At 62.0% G+C, this 25,365-nt stretch carries 22 protein-coding genes and 1 other RNA gene; 16 read left to right on the top strand and 7 right to left on the bottom strand.

The window, feature by feature from the left end; translation table 11 throughout:
• Positions 1-85 precede the first annotated feature (85 nt).
• From U5G49_RS14880 to U5G49_RS14865, 4 genes are all read right to left on the bottom strand, one after another.
• Positions 86-1,303: a lytic murein transglycosylase gene (locus U5G49_RS14880; protein ID WP_193445479.1), complete on the bottom strand. Its 1,218-nt coding sequence runs from the start codon at positions 1,301-1,303 to the stop codon at positions 86-88.
• A gap of 81 nt (positions 1,304-1,384) precedes the next feature.
• Positions 1,385-2,182 (bottom strand): glycoside hydrolase family 25 protein, encoded by a 798-nt coding sequence (locus U5G49_RS14875; RefSeq protein ID WP_018242881.1) that lies wholly within the window; start codon positions 2,180-2,182, stop codon positions 1,385-1,387.
• Positions 2,183-2,307: 125 nt separating this feature from the next.
• On the bottom strand, positions 2,308-2,982 hold the full coding sequence (locus U5G49_RS14870) for a class I SAM-dependent methyltransferase (RefSeq protein ID WP_028732849.1): 675 nt from the start codon (positions 2,980-2,982) through the stop codon (positions 2,308-2,310).
• A complete protein-coding gene (locus U5G49_RS14865; protein ID WP_047623411.1) occupies positions 2,979-4,223 on the bottom strand; it encodes a DUF3419 family protein in 1,245 nt (414 codons plus the stop codon). The genes U5G49_RS14870 and U5G49_RS14865 overlap by 4 nt, the downstream gene beginning before the upstream one ends.
• A 217-nt stretch (positions 4,224-4,440) precedes the next feature.
• Between U5G49_RS14865 and U5G49_RS14860 the strand changes: the two genes are divergently transcribed.
• Positions 4,441-5,865, top strand: a complete 1,425-nt coding sequence (locus U5G49_RS14860) for a serine hydrolase domain-containing protein (protein WP_130652776.1) — start codon at positions 4,441-4,443, stop codon at positions 5,863-5,865.
• 39 nt (positions 5,866-5,904) lie between these two features.
• Here U5G49_RS14860 and U5G49_RS14855 read toward each other — a convergent pair whose 3' ends face one another.
• The 3 genes from U5G49_RS14855 to U5G49_RS14845 form a co-directional block, all read right to left on the bottom strand.
• Complete coding sequence (locus U5G49_RS14855; protein WP_065276109.1) at positions 5,905-6,840, bottom strand: lytic transglycosylase domain-containing protein; 936 nt, start codon at positions 6,838-6,840, stop codon at positions 5,905-5,907.
• 114 nt (positions 6,841-6,954) lie between these two features.
• The gene (locus U5G49_RS14850; protein WP_018446558.1) at positions 6,955-7,590 is read right to left on the bottom strand and encodes a LysE family translocator; all 636 of its coding nucleotides are present in this window, start codon (positions 7,588-7,590) and stop codon (positions 6,955-6,957) included.
• Positions 7,591-7,647: 57 nt separating this feature from the next.
• Positions 7,648-8,859 carry a pyrophosphate--fructose-6-phosphate 1-phosphotransferase gene (locus U5G49_RS14845; protein WP_130729270.1) on the bottom strand — a complete coding sequence of 404 codons (1,212 nt, stop codon included), beginning with the start codon at positions 8,857-8,859 and terminating at the stop codon, positions 7,648-7,650.
• A 409-nt stretch (positions 8,860-9,268) separates the two neighbouring features.
• Between U5G49_RS14845 and U5G49_RS14840 the strand changes: the two genes are divergently transcribed.
• From U5G49_RS14840 to ftsW, 15 genes are all read left to right on the top strand, one after another.
• Positions 9,269-9,976 (top strand): J domain-containing protein, encoded by a 708-nt coding sequence (locus U5G49_RS14840; protein ID WP_182563434.1) that lies wholly within the window; start codon positions 9,269-9,271, stop codon positions 9,974-9,976.
• Entirely contained in the window at positions 9,973-10,734 is a 762-nt protein-coding gene (locus tag U5G49_RS14835) for an N-acetylmuramoyl-L-alanine amidase (protein WP_182563433.1), read from the top strand. Before U5G49_RS14840 ends, U5G49_RS14835 begins: the two co-directional genes overlap by 4 nt.
• Positions 10,735-10,996: 262 nt before the next feature.
• Positions 10,997-11,524 carry a lytic transglycosylase domain-containing protein gene (locus U5G49_RS14830; protein WP_018242872.1) on the top strand — a complete coding sequence of 176 codons (528 nt, stop codon included), beginning with the start codon at positions 10,997-10,999 and terminating at the stop codon, positions 11,522-11,524.
• Positions 11,525-11,622: 98 nt separating this feature from the next.
• Positions 11,623-12,807, top strand: a complete 1,185-nt coding sequence (locus tag U5G49_RS14825) for an NAD(P)/FAD-dependent oxidoreductase (protein WP_047623408.1) — start codon at positions 11,623-11,625, stop codon at positions 12,805-12,807.
• Between the two features lie 11 nt (positions 12,808-12,818).
• The gene (locus U5G49_RS14820) at positions 12,819-13,994 is read left to right on the top strand and encodes an NAD(P)/FAD-dependent oxidoreductase (protein ID WP_130729269.1); all 1,176 of its coding nucleotides are present in this window, start codon (positions 12,819-12,821) and stop codon (positions 13,992-13,994) included.
• Positions 13,995-14,150: 156 nt separating this feature from the next.
• Positions 14,151-14,548: RNase P RNA component class A (rnpB, locus tag U5G49_RS14815), an RNA gene on the top strand.
• Positions 14,549-14,958: 410 nt separating this feature from the next.
• Positions 14,959-15,396: a division/cell wall cluster transcriptional repressor MraZ gene (gene mraZ / locus U5G49_RS14810; protein ID WP_026188472.1), complete on the top strand. Its 438-nt coding sequence runs from the start codon at positions 14,959-14,961 to the stop codon at positions 15,394-15,396.
• 17 nt (positions 15,397-15,413) lie between these two features.
• A complete protein-coding gene (gene rsmH / locus U5G49_RS14805) occupies positions 15,414-16,439 on the top strand; it encodes a 16S rRNA (cytosine(1402)-N(4))-methyltransferase RsmH (protein WP_018242868.1) in 1,026 nt (341 codons plus the stop codon).
• A gap of 1 nt (position 16,440) precedes the next feature.
• On the top strand, positions 16,441-16,944 hold the full coding sequence (gene ftsL / locus U5G49_RS14800; RefSeq protein ID WP_193445480.1) for a cell division protein FtsL: 504 nt from the start codon (positions 16,441-16,443) through the stop codon (positions 16,942-16,944).
• Positions 16,944-18,704: a peptidoglycan D,D-transpeptidase FtsI family protein gene (locus tag U5G49_RS14795; protein WP_018242866.1), complete on the top strand. Its 1,761-nt coding sequence runs from the start codon at positions 16,944-16,946 to the stop codon at positions 18,702-18,704. The genes ftsL and U5G49_RS14795 overlap by 1 nt, the downstream gene beginning before the upstream one ends.
• Positions 18,705-18,710: 6 nt before the next feature.
• Positions 18,711-20,231, top strand: a complete 1,521-nt coding sequence (locus tag U5G49_RS14790; RefSeq protein WP_193445481.1) for a UDP-N-acetylmuramoyl-L-alanyl-D-glutamate--2,6-diaminopimelate ligase — start codon at positions 18,711-18,713, stop codon at positions 20,229-20,231.
• The gene (locus U5G49_RS14785) at positions 20,228-21,661 is read left to right on the top strand and encodes a UDP-N-acetylmuramoylalanyl-D-glutamyl-2,6-diaminopimelate--D-alanyl-D-alanine ligase (RefSeq protein WP_193445482.1); all 1,434 of its coding nucleotides are present in this window, start codon (positions 20,228-20,230) and stop codon (positions 21,659-21,661) included. The genes U5G49_RS14790 and U5G49_RS14785 overlap by 4 nt, the downstream gene beginning before the upstream one ends.
• Before the next feature lie 22 nt (positions 21,662-21,683).
• Complete coding sequence (gene mraY / locus U5G49_RS14780; protein WP_003541415.1) at positions 21,684-22,784, top strand: phospho-N-acetylmuramoyl-pentapeptide-transferase; 1,101 nt, start codon at positions 21,684-21,686, stop codon at positions 22,782-22,784.
• 7 nt (positions 22,785-22,791) lie between these two features.
• Entirely contained in the window at positions 22,792-24,204 is a 1,413-nt protein-coding gene (gene murD / locus U5G49_RS14775; RefSeq protein ID WP_193445483.1) for a UDP-N-acetylmuramoyl-L-alanine--D-glutamate ligase, read from the top strand.
• Position 24,205: 1 nt separating this feature from the next.
• Positions 24,206-25,360: a putative lipid II flippase FtsW gene (ftsW, locus tag U5G49_RS14770; protein ID WP_018242862.1), complete on the top strand. Its 1,155-nt coding sequence runs from the start codon at positions 24,206-24,208 to the stop codon at positions 25,358-25,360.
• The last annotated feature ends 5 nt before the right edge of the window (positions 25,361-25,365 follow it).

Below are 25,365 nucleotides of genomic sequence, written 5' to 3'. Positions count from 1 at the left end.
GGTTTCGGCTTGATGCTTTAGCGCAAGCAGCGGATCGCGCCACCCGTTTCTTGCGAAGCGGGCGGCGGTAAAGTGTCAGCGGAGATCAGAGAGCGTTGAGAAGGGCAGGCGTTGCCCATCCATCGGCCGGCATGCCGAGGCGCTGCTGTTCCTTCTGGATTGCGACACGCGTGCCGGAGCCGAGGATGCCGTCGATCTCGCCGACATCATGGCCGAGCGACTGCAGCTTGGTCTGCAGCGCCTTCATCTGGTCGCTGGCGAGCCCCTGTTCCGGCACCCCCTTGAGATAGGGCTCGGCGCCCGAAAGGCGGGTCCCGAAATAGGCGGCCGAAGTCGTGTAGATGAACGACTTGTTCCATTCGAGATAGATCTTGAAATTGGGATAGGCGATGAAGGCCGGTCCCATGCGGCCCTGCGGCAGAACGAGATCGCCTTCGAGGTTACCGAAGGCGGTATTGCCGTCGCGCGGCTTGACGCCGAGCGCGAACCATTCGCCCGCTTTCATCGTGCCGCCGAGACCGGATTTTTCCCAGGGCAGATTATCGGGCAGGGTCACTTCCTGCAGCCAGGCCTGGCCGCGCTCGAAGCCGAGATGCTGGATGAATTTGGCCGCCGTCAGAATGGCGTCCGGGCCGCTCTGCTTCAGGCGGATATGACCGTCACCGTCGCCATCCATGCCATAGGCAATGATGTCGCGCGGCAACATCTGCACCTGGCCGATCTCGCCGGCCCAGGCGCCGGTATTGGTGGCGGGGTCGAGGTCGCCGTGCTGAACCATCTCGACGAGGGCGATGAGCTGCGGACGAAAGAGTTCCGGGCGGCGGCAGTCGTGTGACAGCGTCACCAGGGCATTGCGGGTGTTGAAATCGCCCTGGACGGCGCCGAAATCGGTTTCCATTGCCCAGAAGGCGGTGATGACGCCCGGGGGGACGCCGAATTCCTGCTCGGCGCGGGCAAAGACGTCGGCATATTGCTTCATCTTCTGGCGGCCGATGTCGAGGCGGGCCTGGCTGACGGTGCGCTGGGAGAACTCGAGGAAGGTCTGCTTGAAGACGCCCTGGGCGCGGTCCCGGCTCAGCACCTTGGGGTCGATCTCGGCGCCGGCGAAGGCCTCGTCGGCGGCTACCGCACTGGCGCCGGCTACGACCGCATCTTTCTTGACGCCTTCGAGGAAGGTGGACAGATCGCCGCCGCAGGGCGCTGCCGGGGCTGCGTCTGGCGCCTGCTGGGCGGCCGCGCCGCCTGCGAGGGCGAGGGCAAACAGAAGGGCGAGTGCAGAGCGGCTTGCGAGCGAGCGGTGCATGGATGTGGTCCTTATATCAAACAGAATGCCGTCGCTTTCACAGACGAATGTGACGGAAGCAAGAAATATCGCAAGACGTTACTAAGAATTTCTATCCTTGGAAACGGCCGCGACCCAATTGTTCCAGTTCTTTGCGCTGCCGGCAAAGACATTGATATCGGTCGGCCCACTGATGCCGGGAATAACGCCGGTCGAGGTATATTGCCAGAAGGCCCAGCGGCGGTCGGAATAGGTCACTTCGGGGTGTTTTGCCACCGAACGGACCCAGAAATGATAATCCTGGAAGTAGCCGGCGAGATTGTCGCGATGGAAATCGACCGAGGTATAGATGATCGGGCGCTTGCCGTAGTAGGCCTCCAGCCGGTCCATGAAACGCTGCATTTCGGCGCGCACCGTTTCAGCGTCGGGGCGGTAGCGGCAGGTCTTCGATTCGGCGTTCCATTCGACGTCGAGCACTGGCGGCAGGCGCATGGCCTCCTTCGGCACGTTGCGGATGAACCAGTCTGCCTGCTGATCGGCCGAAGAGCAGAAATAATAGAAATGATAGGGGGCATGCGGGATGCCGGCTGCGCGGGCTTCGCGCCAGTATTCGTCGAAGCGCGGATCGACCCTGTCCTTGCCTTCGGTTGCCTTGATGAAGGCGAAGGCGACACCGGAATTCTTTACCGTGGCCCAATCGATATCGCCCTGCCATTTGGAGATATCGATGCCGTGGACCTGGTTCTGCTGCGGATGCTTCGGACCGAAATCCTGCGGATCGGTATCCTTGAAGCGCGTCTTTGGCTTGATCGATGCCGTTTCGAGATAGTCATAACCGGAAGAAGTGCAGCCAGCCAGCATGATGGCCAGGGGCAAAACGCAAAACAAAAGCCGGCGCATGGGCGTCCCGTCGTAACTCGAATGATCTTTTTGCCCCACAACTTGACCTTCGAAAAAGACGAGTCAGCAGAGGATAACCCTCTTTTCACCATATCAACGTAAAAAATCGGTTAGTTTCAAGCGAATTATAAGCGCTTGCTGATAATGGCAGCCCGCCAGGCATAACCACCGCCGACGGTATCGAACAACAATATCGCGTTGTTTTCATGGGCTTGCGCTTCCAGAACCTCACGCAGATCGGGGCGCGGGGTGACGTGGAATTTCGCAAGCCAGGACTGCAGCATGCGCCGGAACCAGGCCGGCAAGCCTTCCTGCTGGCCGAAATCGACGATGTGCAGCTGTCCGCCGGGATTGAGTGCGGCGATCGATGCATCGACGGCGCGCTCCCAGTCCGGGATCATCGACAGGGCATAGGAAATCAGGATGCGGTCGAAGCCGCTGACGCCGAATTCGCGCGGCGTGAACGCCGTGGCGTCGGCGACGCGGAATTCCGGGATCGTCGCCTTGGTGGCGAAGGTCTTGCGCGCCGAAATCAGCATTTCCTGGGAAATGTCGAGGCCGAACAGCTTGGCGGTCGGGAAATGCCTGTGGGCGAAGGCCATGTTGCGCCCGGTGCCGCAGCCGACTTCAAGCAGGGTGCCGCCTTCGGGAACGTCGAGATTGCGGATCGTGCTGTCGCGGCCGAGAAGATAATATTTGCGGGTCAGGTCGTAGATGTGTCGCTGGTAGCGGTACATGCCATCCATGAGGCTGGCATGTTCATCACTCTTTCCTGCCGTCTCAGTGCCGACCTTGCTCACGCCTTCTTCCCGTAAATGTGGAAGCCGCCGTAGATTGCCGAGCGATCGAGCGCGGTCAGTTCAAGCGACTTCTCCTCGAAGTAATCCCATTGGTCGCGGATCGCCGGAGCCAGACGGCCTTCGATGATGCTTTTTTCGGCGGCGGTGCGGAAGATCACGCGGGCGCCGTCGCGCGCCGTGCGGGTGATTTCCGTCCAGACGTCGTTCAACTGCTCGTCCGTCATCCAGTCCTGTGCGTCGAGCAGGATGTAGCGGTCGCGCGAGGCGGCCGGCTCGCGAGCCAGAAGCTCGGTGAAGCTTGCGTGGTGGACGTTGACGCGGTCGACATTGGCGCGGATCACCTGATAGTGCTCCGACTTCAAATAGGTCGGCAGCGGGCCTTCCGTTTCGGTGCCGTAGCGGCGGCCGAAGGCCTGCCAGGCAAAATAGTTGTCGCTCATCGGGAAATGACAGGCGAGCTTTTCCAGGCGGTGCTTCAGCACCGGCGCGATCGAATGATCGGCGGCAAGGCTCGCAAGTTCGTCATATTGCTGCGGCGGAATGCCGAGGCCGAAGAGCGAGCTCTTGCGGCCGGTGATCCAGCGCACGACCGGCTTTTCGAAGAGCGGCGCGATCTGCTCGTCGAAGAACTGGCGCTGCTCGCGGATCGAGCGGGTTTTGGTCATCTCGCGCAGTTTGACGCCATGCAGGCGGGCAAGAAGGTGGGCAGCGCCGATGAAGCGGCCGAGCAGGCCCGTTTCGTAAATGTTGCGGTCGAAGACGCTGACGCGGCGGCGGCCGAACTTGCGGCCGTTCCAGTAGCTACGGGTCGCCTCATCGAGACGGGCGGCGAGATGCTGGTCGTAAGCGCGGCTGTTCGACTTCTCGTTCGGCATCGCCAGGAAGCGGACAAGATCGGCATGGCCGGGAAGATGCTTGAAGGCGGCAAGCTTCAGGCGGTTCAGCGCGATGTGGTGCGGGTTGAGATCGACGACGTCGATCGAGGCCGGCGCCTTGGAGAGATAGGCGAGCATGTTGCAGCCGCCAGAGCCGATGGTGACGATGCGATGGTTGGGCTTCAGCTCCATCGCCTGCATGTCGAGATCCGGATCCTCCCAGATCTGCGGATAGACGAGGCCGGAGAAGAGAAGGCCGAAGAGACGCTCGGAAAAGCCATCCTTCGAAAAAGCCTTATGGCGGAGAAGGGCGTCCTTGAGTTTCCGGTTCTTGCGGAAGCCGGCATCCGGTGCAAATTCTGACATGAGTCTGTCACCTTTTTAGCGTTTAGGGCGTGTAGCGCGCCTCTGCTACAGTTTGATGACGTGGGCTGTGGGCGCCGTTCTTCGGAGGCTTCGACCTCCTCGGGCGAGCAACCGGGATGGCTCTCCTGGGAAAGTGATCGGGACGATGGCCGTTCTTCGCTTCGGCCCCTTTCCGGCGCGTGTGATTCCTGCTTTTCTCCCGCCATGGAGGAATGCCATGCGATTTGTCCTGCGTATCCTGAAGGCGCTTGCTCTCCTTCTCGTTCTCCTCGTCATCACTGCCGCCAGCTGGCTCTTCATCCGGCCGCCGGAACTGCTCAGCGTCGGCGACGGCTATGCCGCCAAGATCGTCTGCTCCAATGTCTTCATCGCCGGTCGGGGGGCCGAGGATGTGCTTCATGACGACGTCCAGGCGCCCGGAAATCCGCTGCTGCGGCTCGTGCGTGTCAGCGTCGACCGCGACAACGACCGCGTGACGGCGCGCTTCATGGGACTGTTTGCGCCGAGTTATGCGCTCTATCGCGGCGCTTTCGGCTGCGCGAGCGTGCCGGACGGCAATTTCGAGGCGGCGGCGAATGCAGCGCCCTTCGATCCACCGGCCAAGATGCAGCCGAATGACGCCTTGTGGCCGGAGGGCGAGGGCACCGGCAACCCGGCGGACGGCAAGATCGCCGCGCTGCTTGCCGATGCCGGCGTGGCCGGCCCTGCAATGCGGGCGATCGTCGTGGTGCGCGATGGCCGCATCGTCGCCGAAGCCTATGGCCCCGGCTTCTCGGCAAAGACGCCGCTCATCGGCTGGTCGATGACGAAGACCGTGAATGCGGCGGTCCTCGGCCGGCTGATGCTCGACGGCAAGATCTCCTTCGACGATGATAACCTGCTGGCGCAGTGGAAGAACGATGCGCGCGCCAGGATCAAGGTTTCCGACCTGCTCGGCATGGAGAGCGGCCTTGCCTTCAACGAGGACTATGGCGACGTCGCCGATGTGACGCGCATGCTCTATCTCGATCCCGACATGGTATCGCTGCCGGCCAATGCGCCGATGGAGGCAGCACCCGGCCAGCGCTTCCGCTATTCGAGCGGTACGGCCGTGCTCTTGTCACGCATCTGGATGGACAGGGTCGGCAATGCGCAGGCCGCCTTTTCCTATCCGCACGACGCGTTGTTTTCGCCGCTCGGCATGACGAGCGCGGTGTTCGAACTCGACGCGCGCGGCACGTTTGCCGGAAGCTCCTATCTCTATGCGACGGCGCATGACTGGGCGCGCTTCGGGCAGTTCCTGCTGCAGGATGGCGTGTGGAACGGCCAACGGCTGCTGCCGGAGGGTTTCGTCGGCGCCATGCGTACCCCGACGGCAGCGTCGAACGGGCGGTATACGCAAGGCCAAGCCTGGCTCGCTCCTGGCGGCCCAAGCGCCGCGTTCGGACTGCCGGAGGATACGTTCTGGCTGACGGGGCATGACGGGCAGAGCATGGCGATCGTGCCTTCCGCCAATCTGGTCGTCGTCCGGCTCGGCCTGACGCCAAGCCGGCTCGACTATCAGCCGCAGACGCTGCTCAAGAAGATCCTGGCCGCCGTGCCGCAACCGGGGGAGCCGAAACAGCAGGCCGGGTCACAACAAAAGGCGCAGCCGCAGCCATAGGCCGGAGCTGCGATCGCCGTTTCAGCAATTGCCTTGGTGTCAGTAGTTGCCTTGGGCGATGTCGGTCATGCCCTTGCGCTTGGCGTCATAATAATAGCCGCGCGCATAGAGGCGGACGGCATCGTCTTCCTTATTGTCGGAGACGAGCCAGGCGCCGCGCAGATATTTCGCGGCATATTTGATGTTGGTCTCGGCATCGAAGAGGCCGCCCGGGGCACCGTCATAACCCATGGACTTGGCGGTGTTGTACTTGATCTGCATGAGGCCGAAATAGCCGCGCTTGTTGTAGGCCTTCGGATTATAGCGGCTCTCGCGATGGACGATGCGGTGGAGCAACGTCTCGGGAATCTCGTAGACCTTCGAATATTTGGCGATGAGTTTGGTGACGAAGCTCTTTTCGACCGTCGGCGCATCGTCTTTGTCGTCGTCGCTGAACATCGGGGGCGCCGTCGGCGGATCGATCGGCCCGGATTCGTCGAAACCGTAATCCATGCTGGCGCGTGGCGTGGTGTCAACTGCGGCAAGTGCTGCAAGCGCACTGTTTTGCGGTGTCGCAGCAAAGGCAAGCTGCGTCGTCGGCTGTGCGGGCGCTCCTGGACGCGGCGTCGGCACGACGGACTGGATCGCCGTCATCTCGGGCGTCAGCGGAATCTGCGCGTAGGCTGCCGGCTGTATGCCTGCCTGCATGGCGAGATCGGCAGGCTGAGAGGTCGCCACGGCCGGCATCGCCGTTGCGGTCAGGGAGGGGGGTGATGCCTGAGGGATGGTCGCGCCAGCGACAGCTGCGCCTTCGGCTGTCGGGATCGCGGCAAGTGTTGCATCTTCGCCGGGCTTCGGCATCGGCACGACGGTCTGGGCGGCTGTCAGTTCGGCCTGGGACGTGTATTCGACGCTCGCACATCCCGTCATCACGCCGCAGAGTATCGTGGAAACGACAAGACTGCGTTTCAGGCCGGATAATCCGATCGCTACCATTCCGCCACTTTCGTGAAATCGCGCCGCCCCGGCAGCGTATAAAAGTTACCAAAAACCTTAAGCCTTGGTGACCCATTAACCTATTCGTGGCATTCCGGCAACCACGGAGTATTACTAGGCTGCAATACGACGATACCCGGCCGTTACGGCACCTGCAGCGATCAGCAGAGTGCCTCCGGTTCGGTTCACGGCGCGCTGGATGCTCGCCTTGCGAATCAGTCCGCGCGCGGCATGGGCGAGAAACGCGTAGGTGGAAGCGTTGAGGATCGCCAGCACGAGGAAGGTCGCTTCCATGATCGCCATCTGGCCGAGGAAGGGCAGGGCCGGATTGAGGAACTGCGGCACGAAGGCGACGAAGAAGATGATGCTCTTCGGATTGAGGGCGGTGACAACATAGGCGTGGAGGAAGATCTTGAGGGACTTCTCCTCCGGCAGATTGTCGTTGTCGGCAATCGGTTCGCCGATGATGGGAGCCCGCCAGAGCTTGAGTCCCAGCCAGATCAGGTAGGCGCCGCCGATCCACTTCAACACGGTGAAGAGGGTCGCGGAGGCGGCCAGAACAGCACCGAGACCGAAGAGAGAAGCGGTCATCGCGGTGAAGTCACCGAGCGCCACGCCGCCTACCGTCGCAAACGCCGTCCTGCGTCCATGACCGAGCGCATAGGATACGACGAGCAGTATCGTCGGCCCCGGTATGGCCAGCATGATGGCGGATGCGGCCGCAAACGCGAGCCAAGCTTCAAGTGACATGGTGTCTCCTCCTATTCCTCGGGAACAAGCAAAGACATCATATTAACCATCCGTCAATCACGCTTCTTTGTATTTCTGGCCTATATTGTCCATGACTTCGGCAAACCATGCCGTCGAAAGGTCAAAAGCCTTGCCGCCCTTGATGCGCGGGAATTCTATAGTGCGCAATTTACCGTTCTGGCCTTCATCATGGCCGGTGACGCCGGAGACTTTATTGAGCGCGCTTTCGACGGCGAGATCGACCATGCTCTGGATCAGCCGCAGGTCGTCGCCGTTGGCGGGCGCCGAGCGGGCGAAATAGCCTGATTTTTGCACGAGGGAACGCTCGGCGTTCAAGAGATTGGCGAACTGCTTCTGGAACCATGCGCCGACATTGATCGTGTCGATCTTCACATGGCCGAAGGCATCGCGCTTGACGGTCTCGCCGGCGGCTTCGCGCTCGGCGACGATGGCGTCGAGGCATGCGCCTTCCGAGACAAAGACCGTGGCATGGCCGTTGCGGTCCATGCTTTCCGTCAGGCGGGCGGCTTCGGCGTCGAGGTCGAAGGCCATCTCAGGCAGGTAGACGGCGTCGATGCTTTTCAGATGCGCGTCCATCATCAGGCCGTCGACATACTGGTTGCGGCTGGTGCGCTGGAGATAGGCGCGAGCGGTGGCGGCCGTCAGCCAGCCGCAATGGCGGCCCATGACCTCGTGGATGACGAGGGTGCGGGGTGCGGCCGTCTGTTCGTTGCTGACATTGTCGAAGAAATGCGCGCCGACTTCGGCGGCCGTCCAGGCGCCGAGCGACTGGCGGATCGGCACGACGTCATTGTCGACAGTCTTCGGCAGGCCGACGACGGTGAGATCGTAGCCGTTGGCGGCGAGGTAGGCGGCAAGGTCGGCGGCCGTGGTGTTGGTGTCGTCGCCGCCGATCGTGTGGAGAATGGTGATGCCGTCATTGGCAAGACGTTCGGCGGCGACCCGCAGCGGGTTCTCGCCTTCCTTGACCAGGCCGCGCTTGACGCAGTCGGCGGCATTGGTGAGCTTGACGCGGCTATTGCCGATCGGCGAGCCGCCGTAGCGGTGCAGCAGCGGCGCCTTTTCGCGCATCTGGCGGGTGATCTCGAGGCTGTCGCCGATCAGCACCCCTTGGTAGCCGGATTTGTAGGCGACGATGTTGAGATCGGGTGCGATGTCGCTGTAGCGTTCGATGAGGCCGCCGACGGCGGAAGAAAGACAGGGCGCCAGGCCTCCGGCGGTCAGCATTGCGACTTTCTGTTTGGCCATGATCCCTCCTACGGTGTTTCGGTGCGGCAGCGTTAGCTAACGCATGGATGCGGCAGGGAAAGGGCCCTGTAAAGTAAAGAATTTACGAAAAATGCGCCTTTCTGCAGTGTTGAACTGCAAAGGCGACCGGAAGTGCGGATATAATCGTTTCAAGCCCGGTCTGCCTGTCGGGGATCTGTTGTGGAAATTTCCATCGCGCGCTCCGCAGCCTACGTGCCTGGCCAATGGCGGCGACCGCTAGCCAGGCCTTAAGGTAAGATAAAGCGGGGCGATGAATCGTTTGCTGCGGTGCGACAATTACCAAATCGTGAAAACTGTGTTCGGCCCTACGACCAATAGTCGCCTTGCAAAGGCTGCGATTCTTTGGTCAAGCTGTTTGTCATAAGTTGACAAGTGTGTGAGATTTTCGATGTCCTTCTGGGAAAAGCTGTTGAATGCCATTGGCAATACCGCAGGCAATGCGCTGTCTGCGGTGGTCGAGGCTATCCGCACGGTTTTCGAAGGCGATCCCGAGACCCGGCGTAAAGTGGCTTTCTCCGTGGCGATCATCGCGCTGTCGGCCAAGATGGCCAAGGCCGACGGCATCGTCAGCGAGAAGGAGGTCGAAGCCTTCCGCGAAATCTTCGAATTCCCGCAGGATCAGGCAAAGAACGTCGCCCGGCTTTACAACCTCGCGCGCCAGGACGTTGCCGGCTACGAAGCCTATGCCGAACGGCTTTCCACGCTCTGCGTTACTTGCGCAGCCAATTGCACAGTGCTGGAAGACGTGCTCGACGGCCTCTTCCACATCGCCAAGGCCGATGGGCTGATCCACGAGAAGGAACTGAATTTCCTGCGTCATATCGGCGAGATCTTCGAGATGAGCGAGACCCGCTTCGAGCAGATCGCTGCCCGCCACGTCTCGTCCGGCGGCGATCCCTACAAGGTGCTCGGCGTCTTGCCTTCGGACGATTTCCCGACCATCCGCCGCCGTTACCATGGCCTTGTCAGCGAACATCATCCCGATCGGCTGATCTCGCGGGGCGTGCCGAAGGAATTCCATGTGATCGCCAATGAGCGCATGGCGGCGCTGAACGCGGCCTATGAGGCGATCGAGAAGGAACGCCGCGCCGCATGACCTCTTTCGAGGCCGACTGCAGCAGCGCTCGCGTGCAGCCCTCGCCGAACCATGGCGAGCGGGCGGACGGGCGCCCTCCCGATATGATCCTGCTGCACTATACCGGCATGCCAACGGCTGATGGCGCGCTCGACTGGCTCTGTCGCGCCGAGAGCCAGGTTTCCAGCCACTATTTTGTGCATGAAAACGGCGAGGTGGTGCAGCTCGTGCCGGAAACACGGCGTGCCTGGCATGCGGGAAAAAGCAGCTGGCACGGCGAGACGGACATCAATTCTCTGTCGATCGGCATCGAGATCGCCAATGCCGGCCATCCCGGCGGGCTCCCCGATTATCCGAAAGAGCAGATCGCCGCGGTGATCGAATTGTGTCGCGACTGTGTCAAACGTTGGTCGATCGTGCCGGAACGGGTGCTCGGGCATTCCGATGTCGCCCCGATCCGCAAGGTCGATCCGGGCGAGAAATTCCCCTGGGCCGAGCTCCACCGGGCGGGCATCGGGCACTGGGTCGAGCCGGCAACGATCACCGGCGGGCGCTTCTTCCAGCGCGGCGATACTGGCCAGCCTGTCGAGGCGCTGCAGTCGATGCTGTCGCTCTATGGTTACGGCACTGAAATCACGGGTGAATTCTCCGAGAAAACGGCGGGCGATGTGGAAGCTTTCCAGCGCCATTTCCGGCCCCAACGGGTAGATGGCATCGCCGATTTCTCGACGATCGACACGCTGCACCGGCTGCTGTCGTCGCTGCCGCGTTATTCCTGACCGGAAGAACCGGATATCAGGACGGATTTCTCGCGGCCGGCGAGAAAACCGCCTCGCCACATCATTTCCCTATTATCTCCTCATTGCGATGGTCTAAGAACGCCCGCTGAACAGCGCTCGCGGCTGTTTTCAAGTGTAACCATGAGCGCCAAATGAAACGATAAGAATTGCTACGGAACGCGACCAGTCCTGGGTCGCGTGTGACCGGATGACGGCGAGGCGCGCAGTCCTGCAATTCTTTGGGTCGGAGTGAAGAGACTACATGAAGAATATGATTGTTGGTGCTGCGGCATGCGTTGGCATGCTGCTGGCGGGATATAGTGTTGCCTTGGCTGGTGATGACTGGGGTGTCCGGGCCGAAACCATCTCGCTGAAAACCGTCGATCGCCAGAGCGGCTATGCCATGCCGGATTTTTCCACGAGCATTCCCTATGCCGCACTGATCAACAAATATGCCGCTGAATACGACGTGCCCGTCGCACTCGCCCAGGCTGTCGTGCGCGTCGAGAGCAATTTCAATCCGAACGCCCGCGGCAGCGCCGGTGAAGTCGGCCTGATGCAGATCAAGCCGGCGACGGCGCGGATGATGGGTTATTCCGGCTCGAAGAAGGGCCTGTTCGATCCGGAGACCAACATCAAATACGGCATGAAGTATCTGGCGGCTGCCCATCAGCTCGGCGGCGGGCAGACCTGCAACACTATCCTGAAATACAATGCCGGCCATGCCGCCACGCGCATGAACCCGGTGTCGAAGACCTATTGCGGCAAGGTCCTGGCGATGCTCGACTGAGCATAGCCTGACGCGTCCTGACGAAATTCCCTTGCGGCAATTTTGCGATGTGAATCAGTGCGCTCGCCGTGATATCCCACCTTGAAACGAGGTGGGATATGGCAGTCGATTTCAGGTTTATCATCATCGGACGCGGCATGATGGGGGCTGCCGCCGCACGGCATCTCTCCTCGATGGCCGACGGCATCGCGCTGATCGGCCCGCGCGAGCCTGAGGAGCGCAAGGCTCATCACGGTGTCTTCGCCAGCCATTACGACGAAGCGCGCATCACCCGCACCTTCGACGGCAATCTTGCCTGGGGAACCTTCGCCGCCCGCGCGCTCGACCGCTACCGCGAGATCGAGGCAAGGAGCGGCATTTCCTTCTATTCGGAGGTCGGCTGTCTCTTTGCCGCTCCTGAGAAGGGCGAGCAGGACTATATCAAAAGGGCGCTGACCGTCAGCCGGACACTCGGCAGCGATATCGAGACCATCGCGCCGTTAGACCTTCGCCGGCGTTTTCCCTATCTTGCCGTCGATCCGGATTTCAGCGGGTATTTCGAGCGCAGGCGCGCGGGCTACATCAACCCGCGGGCGCTGGTGCGGGCGCAGACCAGGCTTGCCGAACAGGGCGGCGTCTCGCTGATCGAGGCAACCGCGACATCGGTGCGCCATACCGGTTCCCATGTCGAGGTGACGGCCGGCGGCAGAAGCTACAGCGCCGAACGTGTGCTGGTGGCCGCCGGCGGTTTCAGCAATTTCCATACCCTGCTGCCGCGTCCCGTCGATACCAGGGTGATGGCGCGCACGGTCGCCTTCTACGAACTCGGCGAGCGCGAGATGGCGGTTTTCGGCGGCATGCCGTCGACGATCGTGCTCGGTGACCGCGAAGAGGATCACATCTATATCTTGCCGCCGGTGCGTTATCCCGACGGCAAGACTTATCTGAAGCTCGGTGGCGACACTGAGGCGCTTTCTTTCAGCCAGTTGGAGGATGCCGGCGCGTGGTTCCGTTCCGACGGCAGTGCTTCCGAGCGCGATCATCTCGCGCGTGTCGCCCTGCAGCTGATGCCGGAGCTTGCCGGCTGCCCTGTCACATCGGCGCCCTGTGTGGCGAATTTCACGCCGACCGGTTATCCCTATGCTGGATTTACGCAGTCGCCGCGCATCGCGGTGCTGACCGGCGGCAATTTCGTCGCGGCCAAATCCTCCGACGAGCTCGGGCGGCTGGGAGCGGTGCTTCTGGCGGAAGGAAGGCTCGGGGATCAGGATTTCGGCGGCGAGCTGACGCCGGTCTTTGGTTGAGGGGAAATGTTATGGCAGTCGATTTCAAATACATCGTCGTCGGCCGCGGGCTGATGGGGGCAGCGGCGGCGCGGCATCTGGCGCGCCAAGTGGACGGTGTCGCGGTGATTGGGCCGGACGAGCCGGATGATCGCAAGGCGCATCAGGGCGTCTTCGCCAGCCATTATGACGAGGGGCGCATCACTCGTACCATCGATCCCGACCGCAATTGGGCACTGCTCGCCAACCGCTCGATCGGCCGTTATGGCGAGATCGCCCGCGACAGCGGTATCGATTTCTATCGGGAGGTGGGCTGCGTCGCCGTCGCGCCGACGGGAGGCGATTATATCGAGAAGACCCGGCGGGCCGCCATTTCGCTGAACGTCGAAACCAGCCTTCTCGATGAGGCCGGGCTGAAGGCCGCCTTTCCCTTCTTCGCCTTTCCTGATGGGGGCACGGGCGTCTTCGAGGCGAGGGGGGCCGGCCACATCAGTCCGCGCAAGCTTGTGAAAGCCCAATCGCTGCTGGCGGAAAAGTCAGGTGCTGCCGTCATCCGCGATCATGTCATTTCGATCCGCAGCGAGGGCGGATGGGCCGCCGTCGAGACGGCCGGTGGCCTGACCTATCGCGGTGCAAAGGTGCTGCTGGCAGCGGGCGGATTTTCCATTGCGAAGAATCTGTTGCCGCGGCCGGTTGCCATGACGGTTTATGCCCGGACCGTGACGCTCTTTGAAGTAAGCGAGGCCGACGCGGTGCGCCTGGCCGCGATGCCGTCGCTCATTCTCAGGGCGCCCGGCATCGATATCTACCTGCTGCCGCCGATCCGGTATCCCAACGGCAAATTTTACCTGAAGATCGGCGGCGATCCTGACGATCTGGCGCTTAGCGACGAAGCGGAGATGCGCGCCTGGTTCAAGACCGAGGGGCGCGATACGGTGCGCGCGCATCTCAAACGCATCGTTGAAGGTCTTGTGCCCAATATCGTGCCGCTTTCGATTTCGACGGCCGCTTGCGTCGTGTCGCATACGGAAAGCGGCTATCCGATGATTGGCTATACTTCCTCGCCCGAGATCGCGGTGCTGACGGGCTGCGCCGGCACGTCGGCCAAGAGCTCGGACGAAATCGGCCGGCTTGGGGCCGAGCTGCTTTTATCAGGCGGAATCGGCGAAGAGGGCTACTCCACGGATTTCACACCGCAATTTCGCTAGAGCATTTCCGTTTTTCTCCGAATCACGGAAGTGCTCTCTCTTTTGTTCCTACGCAATTGCGGACGCAAAACCGCTGCGCATTTTTGCTGGAATAGCTCCAAGCGATATCATTTATTTCGATAGCAATTGCGATCTCTCTCGTTTATGGGAGCCCTGCCAGTTGGCTGGGCAGCCGCGCTTTACCAATGCCGAAAGGCGGTAGGGTGAGGAAAGTCCGGGCTCCACGGAAACACGGTGCCGGATAACGTCCGGCGAGGGCGACCTCAGGGAAAGTGCCACAGAAAGCAAACCGCCTGTCATGACAGGTAAGGGTGAAAGGGTGGGGTAAGAGCCCACCGCATCTCCGGCAACGGAAATGGCACGGTAAACCCCACCGGGAGCAAGACCGAATAGGGATGACGCGGCAGGCCGAAAGGCCTTCCGGCTGGTTTCCAGGCCAGTCATCCGGGTGGGTTGCGCGAGGCAGCGTGCGAACGCTGTCCCAGAGGAATGGCTGCCACGTTCCGGTTCACGCCGGAGCCTTACAGAACCCGGCTTACAGGCCAACTGGCGATTAACATCTTGCGGCGCGTCGGCCGGATTTTCACCGTAAGTCGCTGAAACTGACTGTTATCGAGCGGATGTTAATGCATTCAGGGGTTGATTTTTCTCGCTTAGCCACCACTACGTGTCGTTTGTAAGATGGCGATGCTAACCCTTTGTTAAACTTAACGGCTTATAAATTTTTGATCATGCGTCCATTGCAAAATGGGCGTATCCCATTGACGCCCATATGGTCCCATGCTATCCCAAATGCGCACTGCACCAGGGCAATCACCTGCCCATTCATCGCAAAGCAAAGGCGTCTTCCTCTCCGGAAGCGTCGGAGGGGTTTTGGCTCATCCGGCTTGCGAAGCTGTGCCTGATATCGGGAGTTTCGGGCGTCTTTTGGTCCGGATCCCTGCGGGAACGGATGTTTCGTGTCATGAACCGCTTCCTTTCGAACGCGACCAACAGGATCGATGCCAAGGGCAGGGTTTCCGTGCCTTCGGCTTTTCGTTCCGTGCTGGCGCAGCGCAATGTTCAGGAGCTCTATTGCTTCCAGGACTTTGTGTTTCCGGCGATCAGCATCGGCGGTCCGGATCTTCTCGAAAGATTCGAACGGCAGATTGCTGCGGAGGATCCGTTTTCGCCGGATGCGAACGAGATGTCGCTTCTCATTCATGGAGGCGGGGTCTTCATGAAGCTCGATGCCGAGGGGCGGCTGATGGTCACGGATTTCATTCGCGGCTTTACCGGTATCTCGGACGAAGTGACCTTCGTCGGTCGGGCGGATCATTTTCAGCTCTGGCAGCCGCAGGCTTTTGTGGCCGCACAGGCGCAAGCACGAGGGGAGCGCAAGCTGGCGGGCAAGCGTTCCTGAAAGAACGAGGGAACGGAATGGTGGCGAATCCTGGCGGAGGTTCAACTGATGCCGGTGGCGGACCGGTTCGTCACATTCCTGTTCTACTCGAAGAAGTGCTTGCGGCGCTGGCGCCCGCGCCCGGCAAGCTCATCCTCGATGGTACATTCGGTGCGGGCGGTTACAGCTCGGCCATCCTTGCGGCCGGCGCCGAGGTGATTGCGCTCGACCGCGATCCGACGGCGATTGCATCGGGGCAGGCGATGGTCGCCGCCCATGGTGGTCGTCTCAAGCTTGTTCATTCGCAATTCTCGCATCTCGCCGATCATGCGCCGCAGGGCGGGCTCGATGGTGTCGTGCTCGATATCGGCGTCTCCTCCATGCAGATCGACGAGGCCGAGCGCGGCTTCTCCTTCCAGAAGAACGGACCGCTCGACATGCGCATGTCGGCCGAAGGTGTTTCGGCCGCCGATGTCGTCAACCGCGCCAAGGTCGCCGATCTCATCCGCATCTTCCATTTTCTCGGCGAGGAAAGCCAGGCGCCGCGCATCGCGCATGCGATCGAGAAGCGTCGCGCCGAAAAGCCATTTGAGACGACGCGCGATCTCGCAGGTCTCATCGAGCTCGTTACGCCGCGCAAGATGAAGGACAAGATCCATCCGGCAACGCGCGTCTTCCAGGCATTGCGCATCTTCGTCAATGACGAGCTGGGTGAACTGGCGCAGGCGCTGTTTGCGGCGGAAACGGCGCTGAAGCCCGGCGGGCGGCTCGTCGTCGTCACCTTTCATTCGCTGGAAGACCGCATCGTCAAGAAATTCTTCTCCGACCGCGCCGGCAAGGCGTCGGGTTCACGGCATCTGCCGGTCGCGCATGAGCGAGCGGCAACTTTTGCGGCTATCGGCAAGGCGATGGTTTCGGCAAGCGAGGCGGAGGCCGAGATCAATCCGCGCGCCCGCTCCGCCAAGCTGCGCGCCGGCCTGAGGACGGACGCCGCCGCCGAAGCCGCGGATATGTCGCTCTTCGGGTTTCCCAATCTTGCCAGTCTCGGAAAGCTTGGTGGTTGATATGCTGAAAACGTTCGATCTCGTGCTTATCGGCGTCATGACGGCCACCGCCGCCGTGACCTACACGATCAAGCACCGCGCCGAATTGAAGCTCGAGGAGGTTCATCGCCTCGAAGCCGAGATCAAGCTTGAGAAGGACACGATCGACCTTCTCAAGGCCGACTGGGCGCTGCAATCGCAGCCGAACCGGCTGGAGCGGCTGGTCAAGGCCTATAATGACGAATTGAAGCTGCAGCCGACGGAGTCGACGGCGCTCGTGCATGCCAAGGAATTGCCGATGCTGAAATCCGAGGTTCCCGTGCCTGACGTGACGGAGGCAAAGGCCAGCGCCAAAGGCGCGACCGTGGCCAGCGCCAAGAGCGCGACCGTGCCCAGCGCCAAGAGCGCGCCGGACACCGCCAAGGGCGCGCAAGCCACCGCCAAGTCGCAGCCCATTCCGATGCCTGCGCCACGCGGCGAGGCAGAGGATGCAGACCAGATCGAAACCGGATCGGTGGAGGAATAATGTCGTTTCTTTCCCGCATCATGGTTTTGAAGAGCCAGGCGCATTTCTCCGCCGGCGTCTATAACCGGTTCGGCGGCCCTTCCCCCGCCGGCCTGGCGATCGAGGGATCGCGCAAGAAGAAATCCGGGCAGGCGAAAAGCCGCGTCGGCCTGCTGATCCTTGGCTTCATGGGCGTCTACGCCGTCATCGGCGGCCGCCTCGTCGAATATGCGATGAAGGATCAGGAGGTCGTCTCCAGCATTCTGCCGCCCGACCGGCTGATGGCCTCGCGCCCGGACATTCTCGACCGCAACGGCGAGGTACTGGCGACCGACATCCGCACCGTCTCGCTGTTTGCCGAACCGAACAAGATCGTCGACGCCGACGAGGCAGTGGAGAAGCTTGCAACGGTGCTGCCCGAGCTCGACGTCAGGGACACTTATAAGAAGCTCTCGGTCAAGACCTCGCATTTCGCCTGGCTGCGCCGGCAGCTGACGCCGAAGCAGCAGAGCCAGATCCTGGCGCTCGGCATTCCCGGCATCGGCTTCCGGCCGGAGAAGCGCCGCTTCTATCCGGGCGGGTCGACCGCCGCGCACATCCTCGGTTACGTCAACATCGACAACCGCGGTGTCGCCGGCATGGAGAAATTTATCGACGACCAGGGGCTTGCCGATCTCGCCTCGGTCGGCATGACCAGCGACCAGCCGCTCGAGCCAGTGCGGCTATCGATCGACCTGCGCGTGCAGAACATCGTGCGGGACGCGGTCGTCAACGCCGTCAACAACTTCCAATCCAAGGGCGCCGGTGCCGCGGTCATCGACGTGCATACGGGAGAAGTGCTGGCGATGGCATCGGCGCCGGATTTCGATCCGAACGATCCGCAGGAAGGTGCCAAGGACGGTTGGCTCAACCGGATGACCAACGGCACCTTCGAAATGGGCTCGACCTTCAAGACCTTTTCGCTGGCCATGGCGCTCGATAGCGGCAAGGTGAAGATGACCGACAGTTTCGATGCCAGCAAATCGATCTATATCGGCGGCTTCACCATCCACGATTTTCACGGGCAGCGCCGCTGGCTGACCGTTCCCGAGATTTTCCAATATTCTTCGAATATCGGCACGGCGCGCGTCATCGACATCGTCGGCATCGATGCGCAGAAGGACTACCTGACCAAGTTCGGACTGTTAACGAAGATGCAGACCGAACTGCCCGAAGTGAAGATGCCGAGCCAGCCGCGGGTCTGGAAGAAGATCAATTCGATCACGATTTCCTTCGGCCATGGCGTCTCGACGACGGCGCTGCAGACAGGGGTGGCCGCCGCCGCCCTCGTCAATGGCGGCAAGCTGATCGAGCCGACATTCCTGCCGCGCACGCGCGAACAGGCCGATCAGATCGCTACGCAGGTGATCAAGAAGTCGACCAGCGACAACATCCGCTATCTCCTTGATTTCAACGGCTACAAGGGATCCGGGCGCGTTGCCCGCGTGCCGGGCTTTGCCGTCGGCAGCAAGACCGGTACGGCCGACAAGGTGGTGAACGGGCGTTATTCGGCGACGCTGAACTTCAATTCCTTCATTGCCGCATTCCCGATCAATGATCCCAAATATGCCGTGATCACCTTCTGCGACGAGCCGAAGACCGGTGAGAAGCAATACGGCGGAACGATCTCCGCCGGCACCGCCGGCCCGATCGCTCGTGAGATCATCAGCCGCGCGGCCCCCATTCTCGGCATCGAGCCGAAATTCGGGGAGGGCGGATCGGCCTTGCTGGTGTCTTATTGAGTGTGAATGAATATCGACGCCGATTCGCGAGGGGTGAACCGGCTTCAAGAGGGAAAAGTGCGTTCGATGAAATTGCGAGACCTGGCCGGAGATCAGTTTCCGGAACTTGAAGCACAGCTCGAAGGCCCGGCAGGCTTGCTTGATATCTCAGGCCTGTCTTCGGATAGCCGCAAGGTGGCGCCTGGCAATGCCTTCGTCGCAGTCGCCGGCACCAAGGCGGACGGCGCAGGCTTCATCGCGGATGCCGCCGGCCGTGGCGCTGCCGTCGCGATCGCCTCCCAAGCCGTCGATGCTTCGATCCCCGTGCTTGCGGTCAAGGAGCCGCGCCGCTTCCTTTCCATCGCCGCCGCGCGTTTCCACGGCAAGCAGCCCGATACCATGGTCGCCGTCACCGGCACGGCGGGCAAAACCTCCGTCGCTTCTTTCACCCGGCAGATCTGGGCGCATGCGGGCCACGCGGCTGCGATGATCGGCACGACGGGCGTCGTTTCGCCGACGCGCAACGAATATGGCTCGCTGACGACGCCCGATCCGGTGTCTCTGCACGCGCTGCTGGCGGAACTCGCCGGAGAAGGCGTGACGCATGCCGCGATGGAAGCGTCCAGCCACGGCCTCGACCAGTGCCGGCTCGACGGCGTGAAGCTTGCTGCCGCCGCCTTCACCAATCTCGGCCGAGACCACATGGATTATCATCCCACGATCGAGGCCTATATGGCCGCCAAGATGCGGCTTTTCGATACGCTGTTGCCGAAGGGGTCGCCGGCAGTGATCTTCGCCGACGATCCGTGGTCGTCGCAGGCGATCAAGTCCGCGACCGATGCCGGTCACGACATTCGTACCGTCGGGCGAAAGGGCGATTACCTCTCGTTAAAGCGCGTCGAGCACTTCCGCCACAAGCAGATGGCCGAAATCCATATCGGCGGCGAGATCTTCGAGGTGGACATTCCGCTGGCCGGCGATTTTCAGGTGGCCAATGCGCTGGTCGCAGCGGGGCTTGCCATGTCGACCGGCGTTGAGGCGAAGGTTGCGATGGCCGCGCTCGAGAAACTCGTCGGCGCGTCCGGCCGTCTCGAACTCGTCGGCCATACAAAAGACGGCGCGCTCGCCTATGTCGACTACGCCCACAAGCCGGATGCGCTGGAAAACGTGCTGGGCTCGGTCAGACCCTTCACCACCGGCCGCGTCATTGTCGTTTTCGGCTGCGGCGGCGACCGTGACCGCGGCAAACGGCCGATCATGGGCGAAATCGCCTGCCGACTTGCCGACGTCGTTATAGTCACCGACGATAATCCGCGTTCTGAGGAGCCGGCCTCGATCCGGGCGGAGATCATGGCAGCAGCAGGCTGCGCCGCGGAAATCGCCGATCGCGCCACGGCGATCCGCGAGGCTGTTGGCATGCTGAGATCCGGCGATACGCTGATCGTCGCCGGCAAGGGGCATGAGGAAGGGCAGACGATCGGCGGCGTCACCCTGCCGTTCTCCGATCATGCGGAGGTGCGCAAGGCCTTGGAGGAGTTGAAATCTTGAGCTGGCTCTGGACGACGGAAGACATGATCGCAGCGATGGCGGGGCGCCCTTTCGGCACGCTGCCCGAAGGCATCACCGGCATTTCCATCGACAGCCGCTCGATTACTCCAGGCGAAGCCTTCTTCGCGATCAAGGGCGACCGTGTCGACGGTCACGACTACGCATCGATGGCGACGGCGAACGGCGCTTCCCTTCTCGTCGTCAGCGAGGCGAGGCTTCCCGCCATGGGCCGCCTGACGGTGCCGATGATCGTCGTGGAAGACGTGCTCGCGGCACTTGGCCGGCTCGGCCTTGCCTCGCGCGAGCGCTCGCGGGCCCGGATCATCGCGGTGACCGGATCTGTAGGAAAGACGACCACCAAGGAAATGCTGCGGCATGTGCTGTCGCCCTCCGGCAAGGTGCACGCCTCCGTCGCCTCCTTCAACAATCATTGGGGCGTGCCGCTGACGCTGGCGCGCATGCCTGAGGATACGGATTATGGCGTCTTCGAAGTCGGAATGAACCATCCCGGCGAGATCCGGCCCCTGGTGGGGATGATCCGTCCCGATGTCGCCATCATCACGACGATCGCGCCGGCCCATCTCGGCAACTTCAAGAACATCAAGGAAATCGCCGCTGCCAAGGCCGAGATCTTCGAGGGGCTCGAACCCGGCGGCCATGTCGTGCTCAATCGCGACAACGACCAGTTCAATTTCCTCGACCGCACGGCGCAATCGCTCGGCATCGAGCATATCCATTCCTTCGGCCAGCATGCCAAGGCCGAATTCCGGCTCGCAGAATTCAATGGCTCCGACGAGAATTCGACGCTGTGGCTGACGATTGGTGGCGAGACGCTGGAAGTCGCGCTCGGCGCGCCGGGCCGCCATATCGCCGAGAATGCACTCGCAGCACTCGGAGTCGTCAGGATCGTCGGCGCCGATATGCAGAAGGCGATCGAAGCGCTGGCGACGCTGAGGCCGGAAAAGGGCAGGGGCAAGCGCCACCGGCTTTTAATCGGCGGCGGCAGCTTCACGCTGATCGACGAGAGCTACAATGCGAATCCAGCCTCGATGCGCGCGGCGATCGCGCTGTTGGCGGCCTCCGAGCCGACCGGCCGCGGACGCCGTATCGCCGTGCTCGGCGACATGCTGGAGATGGGCGAGTATGCGCAGAAGGTCCATACCGACCTTGCCGTGCCCCTGCTTGCGGCCGGCATCGAGCATGTCTGGCTGGCTGGAGCCGAGATGGCTGCGCTGAAGGAATCGTTGCCGGAAAGCGTCCACGTCGAATATCGCGAGAACACGGACGAATTGACGGATTATGTATTGAACTCGGTCGCGCCAGGCGACGTGTTGATGGTGAAATCGTCTCTGGGCATCGGTTTCGGCAAGATCGTCGCCGCGCTCCTTGACAAGTTCCCGGCATTTGCCGACACGCAACGCGAATTTTGATCGGGTAAACAAGGGGCCCTGAATGCTGATCTGGCTTGTCGAACTGTCGGAATATTTCAAATTTCTGAACCTGTTCAGATATATTACCTTCCGCACGGGGGCTGCTCTCTTCACCTCAGCACTGATCGTCTTCCTGTTCGGACCGACGATCATCAATTCGCTGCGCATCCGGCAGGGCAAGGGCCAGCCGATCCGCGCCGACGGGCCGCAGACGCATTTCAAGAAGGCTGGCACGCCGACCATGGGCGGGTTGATGATCCTCGCCGGCATCGTCGGCGCATCGCTGCTCTGGGCCGATCTTTCCAACGTCTATGTCGTCGCCACGCTGCTGGTGACCCTGGGCTTCGGCGCGATCGGCTTCTATGACGATTATCTGAAGGTCACGAAGCAAAGCCACATGGGCTTTTCCGGCAAGGCGCGTCTCGGCATCGAATTCGTCATCGCCGGCATCGCCGTCTATTTCATGATGCGCACCGCTCTTGCCTCGGGGATTGCCGGTTCGACCTTTGGCTCCTCGATCGCCTTTCCCTTCTTCAAAGACTTCATGATCAATATCGGCATCATGTTCGTCGTCTTCGGCGGCTTCGTCATCGTCGGGGCCGGCAATGCCGTCAATCTGACGGACGGTCTCGACGGACTTGCCATCGTGCCTGTGATGATTGCAGCCGCCTCCTTCGGCGTCATCGCCTATCTCGCCGGCAACGTGGTGTTTGCGAACTACCTGCAGATCAATTTCGTGCCCGGCACCGGCGAGCTCGCCGTCGTGCTCGGCGCCGTCATCGGCGCCGGCCTCGGCTTTCTCTGGTTCAATGCTCCGCCGGCCGCCATCTTCATGGGCGACACCGGGTCGTTGGCGCTCGGCGGCACGATCGGCACCGTCGCCGTCGCCACCAAACACGAGATCGTCATGGCAATCATCGGCGGCCTCTTCGTCATCGAGACGCTCTCGGTCATCATCCAGGTCGGCTTCTTCAAGATGACCGGCCGGCGCGTCTTCCTGATGGCGCCGATCCATCATCACTTCGAGAAGAAGGGCTGGACCGAGAGCCAGGTGGTGATCCGCTTCTGGATCGTCGCCGTCGGCCTTGCCATGCTCGGTCTCTCGACGCTGAAGCTCCGGTGAGGCGGCGATGATCCCGGTCACGACGCTCAAGGACAGGAAGGTCGCGCTCTTCGGGCTCGGCGGCTCCGGCTTTGCCACTGCCCGGGCGCTGATATCAGGCGGTGCCGACGTGACCGCCTGGGACGACAATCCCGACAGCGTCGCCAAGGCTGCGGCCGAAGGCATCAGAACGGAAGACCTGCACAACATCGACTGGAGCCAGCAGACGCTGTTCGTGCTGTCACCCGGCGTGCCGCTCACCCATCCGAAGCCGCACTGGACGGTCGATCTTGCGCGTGCGGCGGGCGTCGATATCGTCGGCGACGTCGAGCTCTTCGTGCGCGAGCGCCGCGCTCATGCGCCGGACTGCCCCTTCATCGCCATAACAGGCACCAACGGCAAGTCGACCACGACGGCGCTGGTCGCCCATATCCTGAGGTCATCAGGCTACGACACGCAGCTTGGCGGCAATATCGGCACGGCGGTGCTGACCCTCGATCCGCCGAGGGCCGAGCGCTTTTACGTCGTCGAATGCTCCTCCTACCAGATCGATCTGGCGCCGACGCTGGACCCGTCGGCCGGAATCCTGCTCAACCTGACGCCCGATCATCTCGACCGTCACGGCACGATGCAGCATTATGCCGATATCAAGGAACGGCTGGTCGCCGGCAGCGATGTCGCGATTGTCGGCGTCGACGACAGCCATTCCGCCTTGATCGCTGACCGCGTCCAGCGGGCAGGCGTCAAAGTGGTCCGCATTTCGCGCCGCAACGTGGTGGCGGACGGCATTTATGCCGAGGGCACCAAACTCATCCAGGCCGCCGGCGGCGCTATGCTGCCTTTCGCCGATCTCGACGGTATCCAGACGCTGCGCGGCAGCCATAATGCGCAGAACGCCGCCGCCGCCGTCGCCGCCTGCCTCGCTGTCGGGGTTTCCGCCGACGACATCCGCGCCGGCCTTGCCTCGTTCCCCGGACTCAAGCACCGCATGCAGCCGGTTGGACAGCGTGGCCGCGTCGTTTTCATCAACGATTCCAAGGCGACCAATGCCGATGCCGCAGCACCGGCTCTTTCGAGCTATGATCGCATCTATTGGATCGCCGGCGGCCTGCCGAAGGCTGGCGGCATCACGACGCTCGCTCCCTATTTTCCGCGCATCGCCAAGGCCTATCTGATCGGCGAGGCGGCCGCGGAATTCGCAGCGACGCTCGGCGAGGCCGTGCCTTACGAGATCTCGGGCACGTTGGAGCGCGCGGTCGCGCATGCGGCAGCCGATGCCGAACGCGACGAGAACGTTGCTTCAGCGGTGATGTTATCCCCGGCTTGCGCAAGCTTCGACCAGTATAAGAACTTCGAAGTCAGGGGCGATGCCTTCGTCGGCCACGTGGCAGCGCTTGACGGGATTGCGATGCTGATCGGTCCGGCAACAGGAGAGAAATGACATGGTAAGCCGCGCGGAACGTGGGCCTCTGGCCGATTGGTTCTGGACCATCGACCGCTTCTTCCTGGCGATGTTCATCTTCCTGATGGGCATCGGCTTCATGCTGTCGTTTGCGGCATCTCCTGCGGTCGCCGAGCGCATCGGGCTCGAACCCTTCCACTTCGTCAAGCGCCATGCGGCCTTCATGATCCCCTCGATCGGCGTCATGCTCGGGCTGTCGTTCCTGACGCCGCGCCAGGTGCGGCGAACCGCTATCCTGATCCTGATCATCTCCGTCGCCATGATGGTGCTGGTGCTCTTCGTCGGGCAGGAGGTCAAGGGTGGCAGGCGCTGGATCTGGATCGCCGGCCTTTCCATCCAGCCGTCGGAATTCATGAAGCCTGCCTTCGTCGTGGTCTGCGCCTGGCTGTTTGCCGAACATGCGCGCCAGCCGGAGATCCCCGGCAATCTCTTTGCGATCATCCTGTTCGGCATCGTTGCGGCACTTCTTATCGCGCAGCCGGACCTCGGCCAGACCATCTTGACCACGGCCGTCTGGGGCGGGATGTTCTTCATGGCCGGCATGCCATGGATCTGGATCATGCTGCTCGGTATCGGCGGCGCCGGTGGCCTGCTCAGCGCCTATTACGTCTTCCCGCACGTCGCCGGCCGAATAGACAAGTTCATGACCGGCGAGGGTGATACTTTCCAGATCGACACCGCGCGCGAGGCGATCATCCGCGGCAGCTGGTTCGGCCAGGGACCGGGTGAGGGTATCGTCAAGCGCATCATCCCGGATGCGCATACCGACTTCATCTTCTCGGTCGCTGCCGAAGAATTCGGGATCGTCTTCTGCATGGCGCTCGTTGCGCTGTTTACCGTGCTGGTGCTTCGCGGCCTCTCGCATGCCTATCGCGAGCGCAACGACTTCAACCGCTTCGCCGTCGCCGGCCTCGTGCTGCAGATGGGCATCCAGTCGATCATCAATATCGGCGTCAATCTCGAACTGCTGCCGGCGAAGGGCATGACGCTGCCGCTGATTTCCTATGGCGGCTCGTCCATGGTGGCGATCTGCGTCACCGCCGGCTTCATTCTGGCGCTGACGCGGCATCGACCGGAAAAACGCGCGCAGGACCGGAGCCTCTTCCGCGTCCCGCACGGCATGCCGGCGGAGTAGAAGAC

Origin of the sequence: Rhizobium indigoferae, from assembly GCF_034554815.1 — a bacterium.
Classification (GTDB): Bacteria; Pseudomonadota; Alphaproteobacteria; order Rhizobiales; family Rhizobiaceae; genus Rhizobium; species Rhizobium leguminosarum.
This window is presented reverse-complemented; position numbering and strand designations above follow the sequence as displayed.

Coding starts and splice junctions, on each gene's coding strand:
- U5G49_RS14835 (WP_182563433.1), top strand. CDS start 9,973: ATGACCTCTTTCGAGGCCGACTGCAGCAGCGCTCGCGTGCAGCCCTCG.
- ftsW (WP_018242862.1), top strand. CDS start 24,206: ATGGTAAGCCGCGCGGAACGTGGGCCTCTGGCCGATTGGTTCTGGACC.
- rsmH (WP_018242868.1), top strand. CDS start 15,414: ATGGTGGCGAATCCTGGCGGAGGTTCAACTGATGCCGGTGGCGGACCG.
- U5G49_RS14830 (WP_018242872.1), top strand. CDS start 10,997: ATGAAGAATATGATTGTTGGTGCTGCGGCATGCGTTGGCATGCTGCTG.
- U5G49_RS14865 (WP_047623411.1), bottom strand. CDS start 4,223: ATGTCAGAATTTGCACCGGATGCCGGCTTCCGCAAGAACCGGAAACTC.
- U5G49_RS14825 (WP_047623408.1), top strand. CDS start 11,623: ATGGCAGTCGATTTCAGGTTTATCATCATCGGACGCGGCATGATGGGG.
- U5G49_RS14840 (WP_182563434.1), top strand. CDS start 9,269: ATGTCCTTCTGGGAAAAGCTGTTGAATGCCATTGGCAATACCGCAGGC.
- U5G49_RS14880 (WP_193445479.1), bottom strand. CDS start 1,303: ATGCACCGCTCGCTCGCAAGCCGCTCTGCACTCGCCCTTCTGTTTGCC.
- mraZ (WP_026188472.1), top strand. CDS start 14,959: ATGAACCGCTTCCTTTCGAACGCGACCAACAGGATCGATGCCAAGGGC.
- murD (WP_193445483.1), top strand. CDS start 22,792: ATGATCCCGGTCACGACGCTCAAGGACAGGAAGGTCGCGCTCTTCGGG.
- ftsL (WP_193445480.1), top strand. CDS start 16,441: ATGCTGAAAACGTTCGATCTCGTGCTTATCGGCGTCATGACGGCCACC.
- U5G49_RS14845 (WP_130729270.1), bottom strand. CDS start 8,859: ATGGCCAAACAGAAAGTCGCAATGCTGACCGCCGGAGGCCTGGCGCCC.
- U5G49_RS14795 (WP_018242866.1), top strand. CDS start 16,944: ATGTCGTTTCTTTCCCGCATCATGGTTTTGAAGAGCCAGGCGCATTTC.
- U5G49_RS14855 (WP_065276109.1), bottom strand. CDS start 6,840: ATGGTAGCGATCGGATTATCCGGCCTGAAACGCAGTCTTGTCGTTTCC.
- U5G49_RS14850 (WP_018446558.1), bottom strand. CDS start 7,590: ATGTCACTTGAAGCTTGGCTCGCGTTTGCGGCCGCATCCGCCATCATG.
- mraY (WP_003541415.1), top strand. CDS start 21,684: ATGCTGATCTGGCTTGTCGAACTGTCGGAATATTTCAAATTTCTGAAC.
- U5G49_RS14860 (WP_130652776.1), top strand. CDS start 4,441: ATGCGATTTGTCCTGCGTATCCTGAAGGCGCTTGCTCTCCTTCTCGTT.
- U5G49_RS14875 (WP_018242881.1), bottom strand. CDS start 2,182: ATGCGCCGGCTTTTGTTTTGCGTTTTGCCCCTGGCCATCATGCTGGCT.
- U5G49_RS14820 (WP_130729269.1), top strand. CDS start 12,819: ATGGCAGTCGATTTCAAATACATCGTCGTCGGCCGCGGGCTGATGGGG.
- U5G49_RS14790 (WP_193445481.1), top strand. CDS start 18,711: ATGAATATCGACGCCGATTCGCGAGGGGTGAACCGGCTTCAAGAGGGA.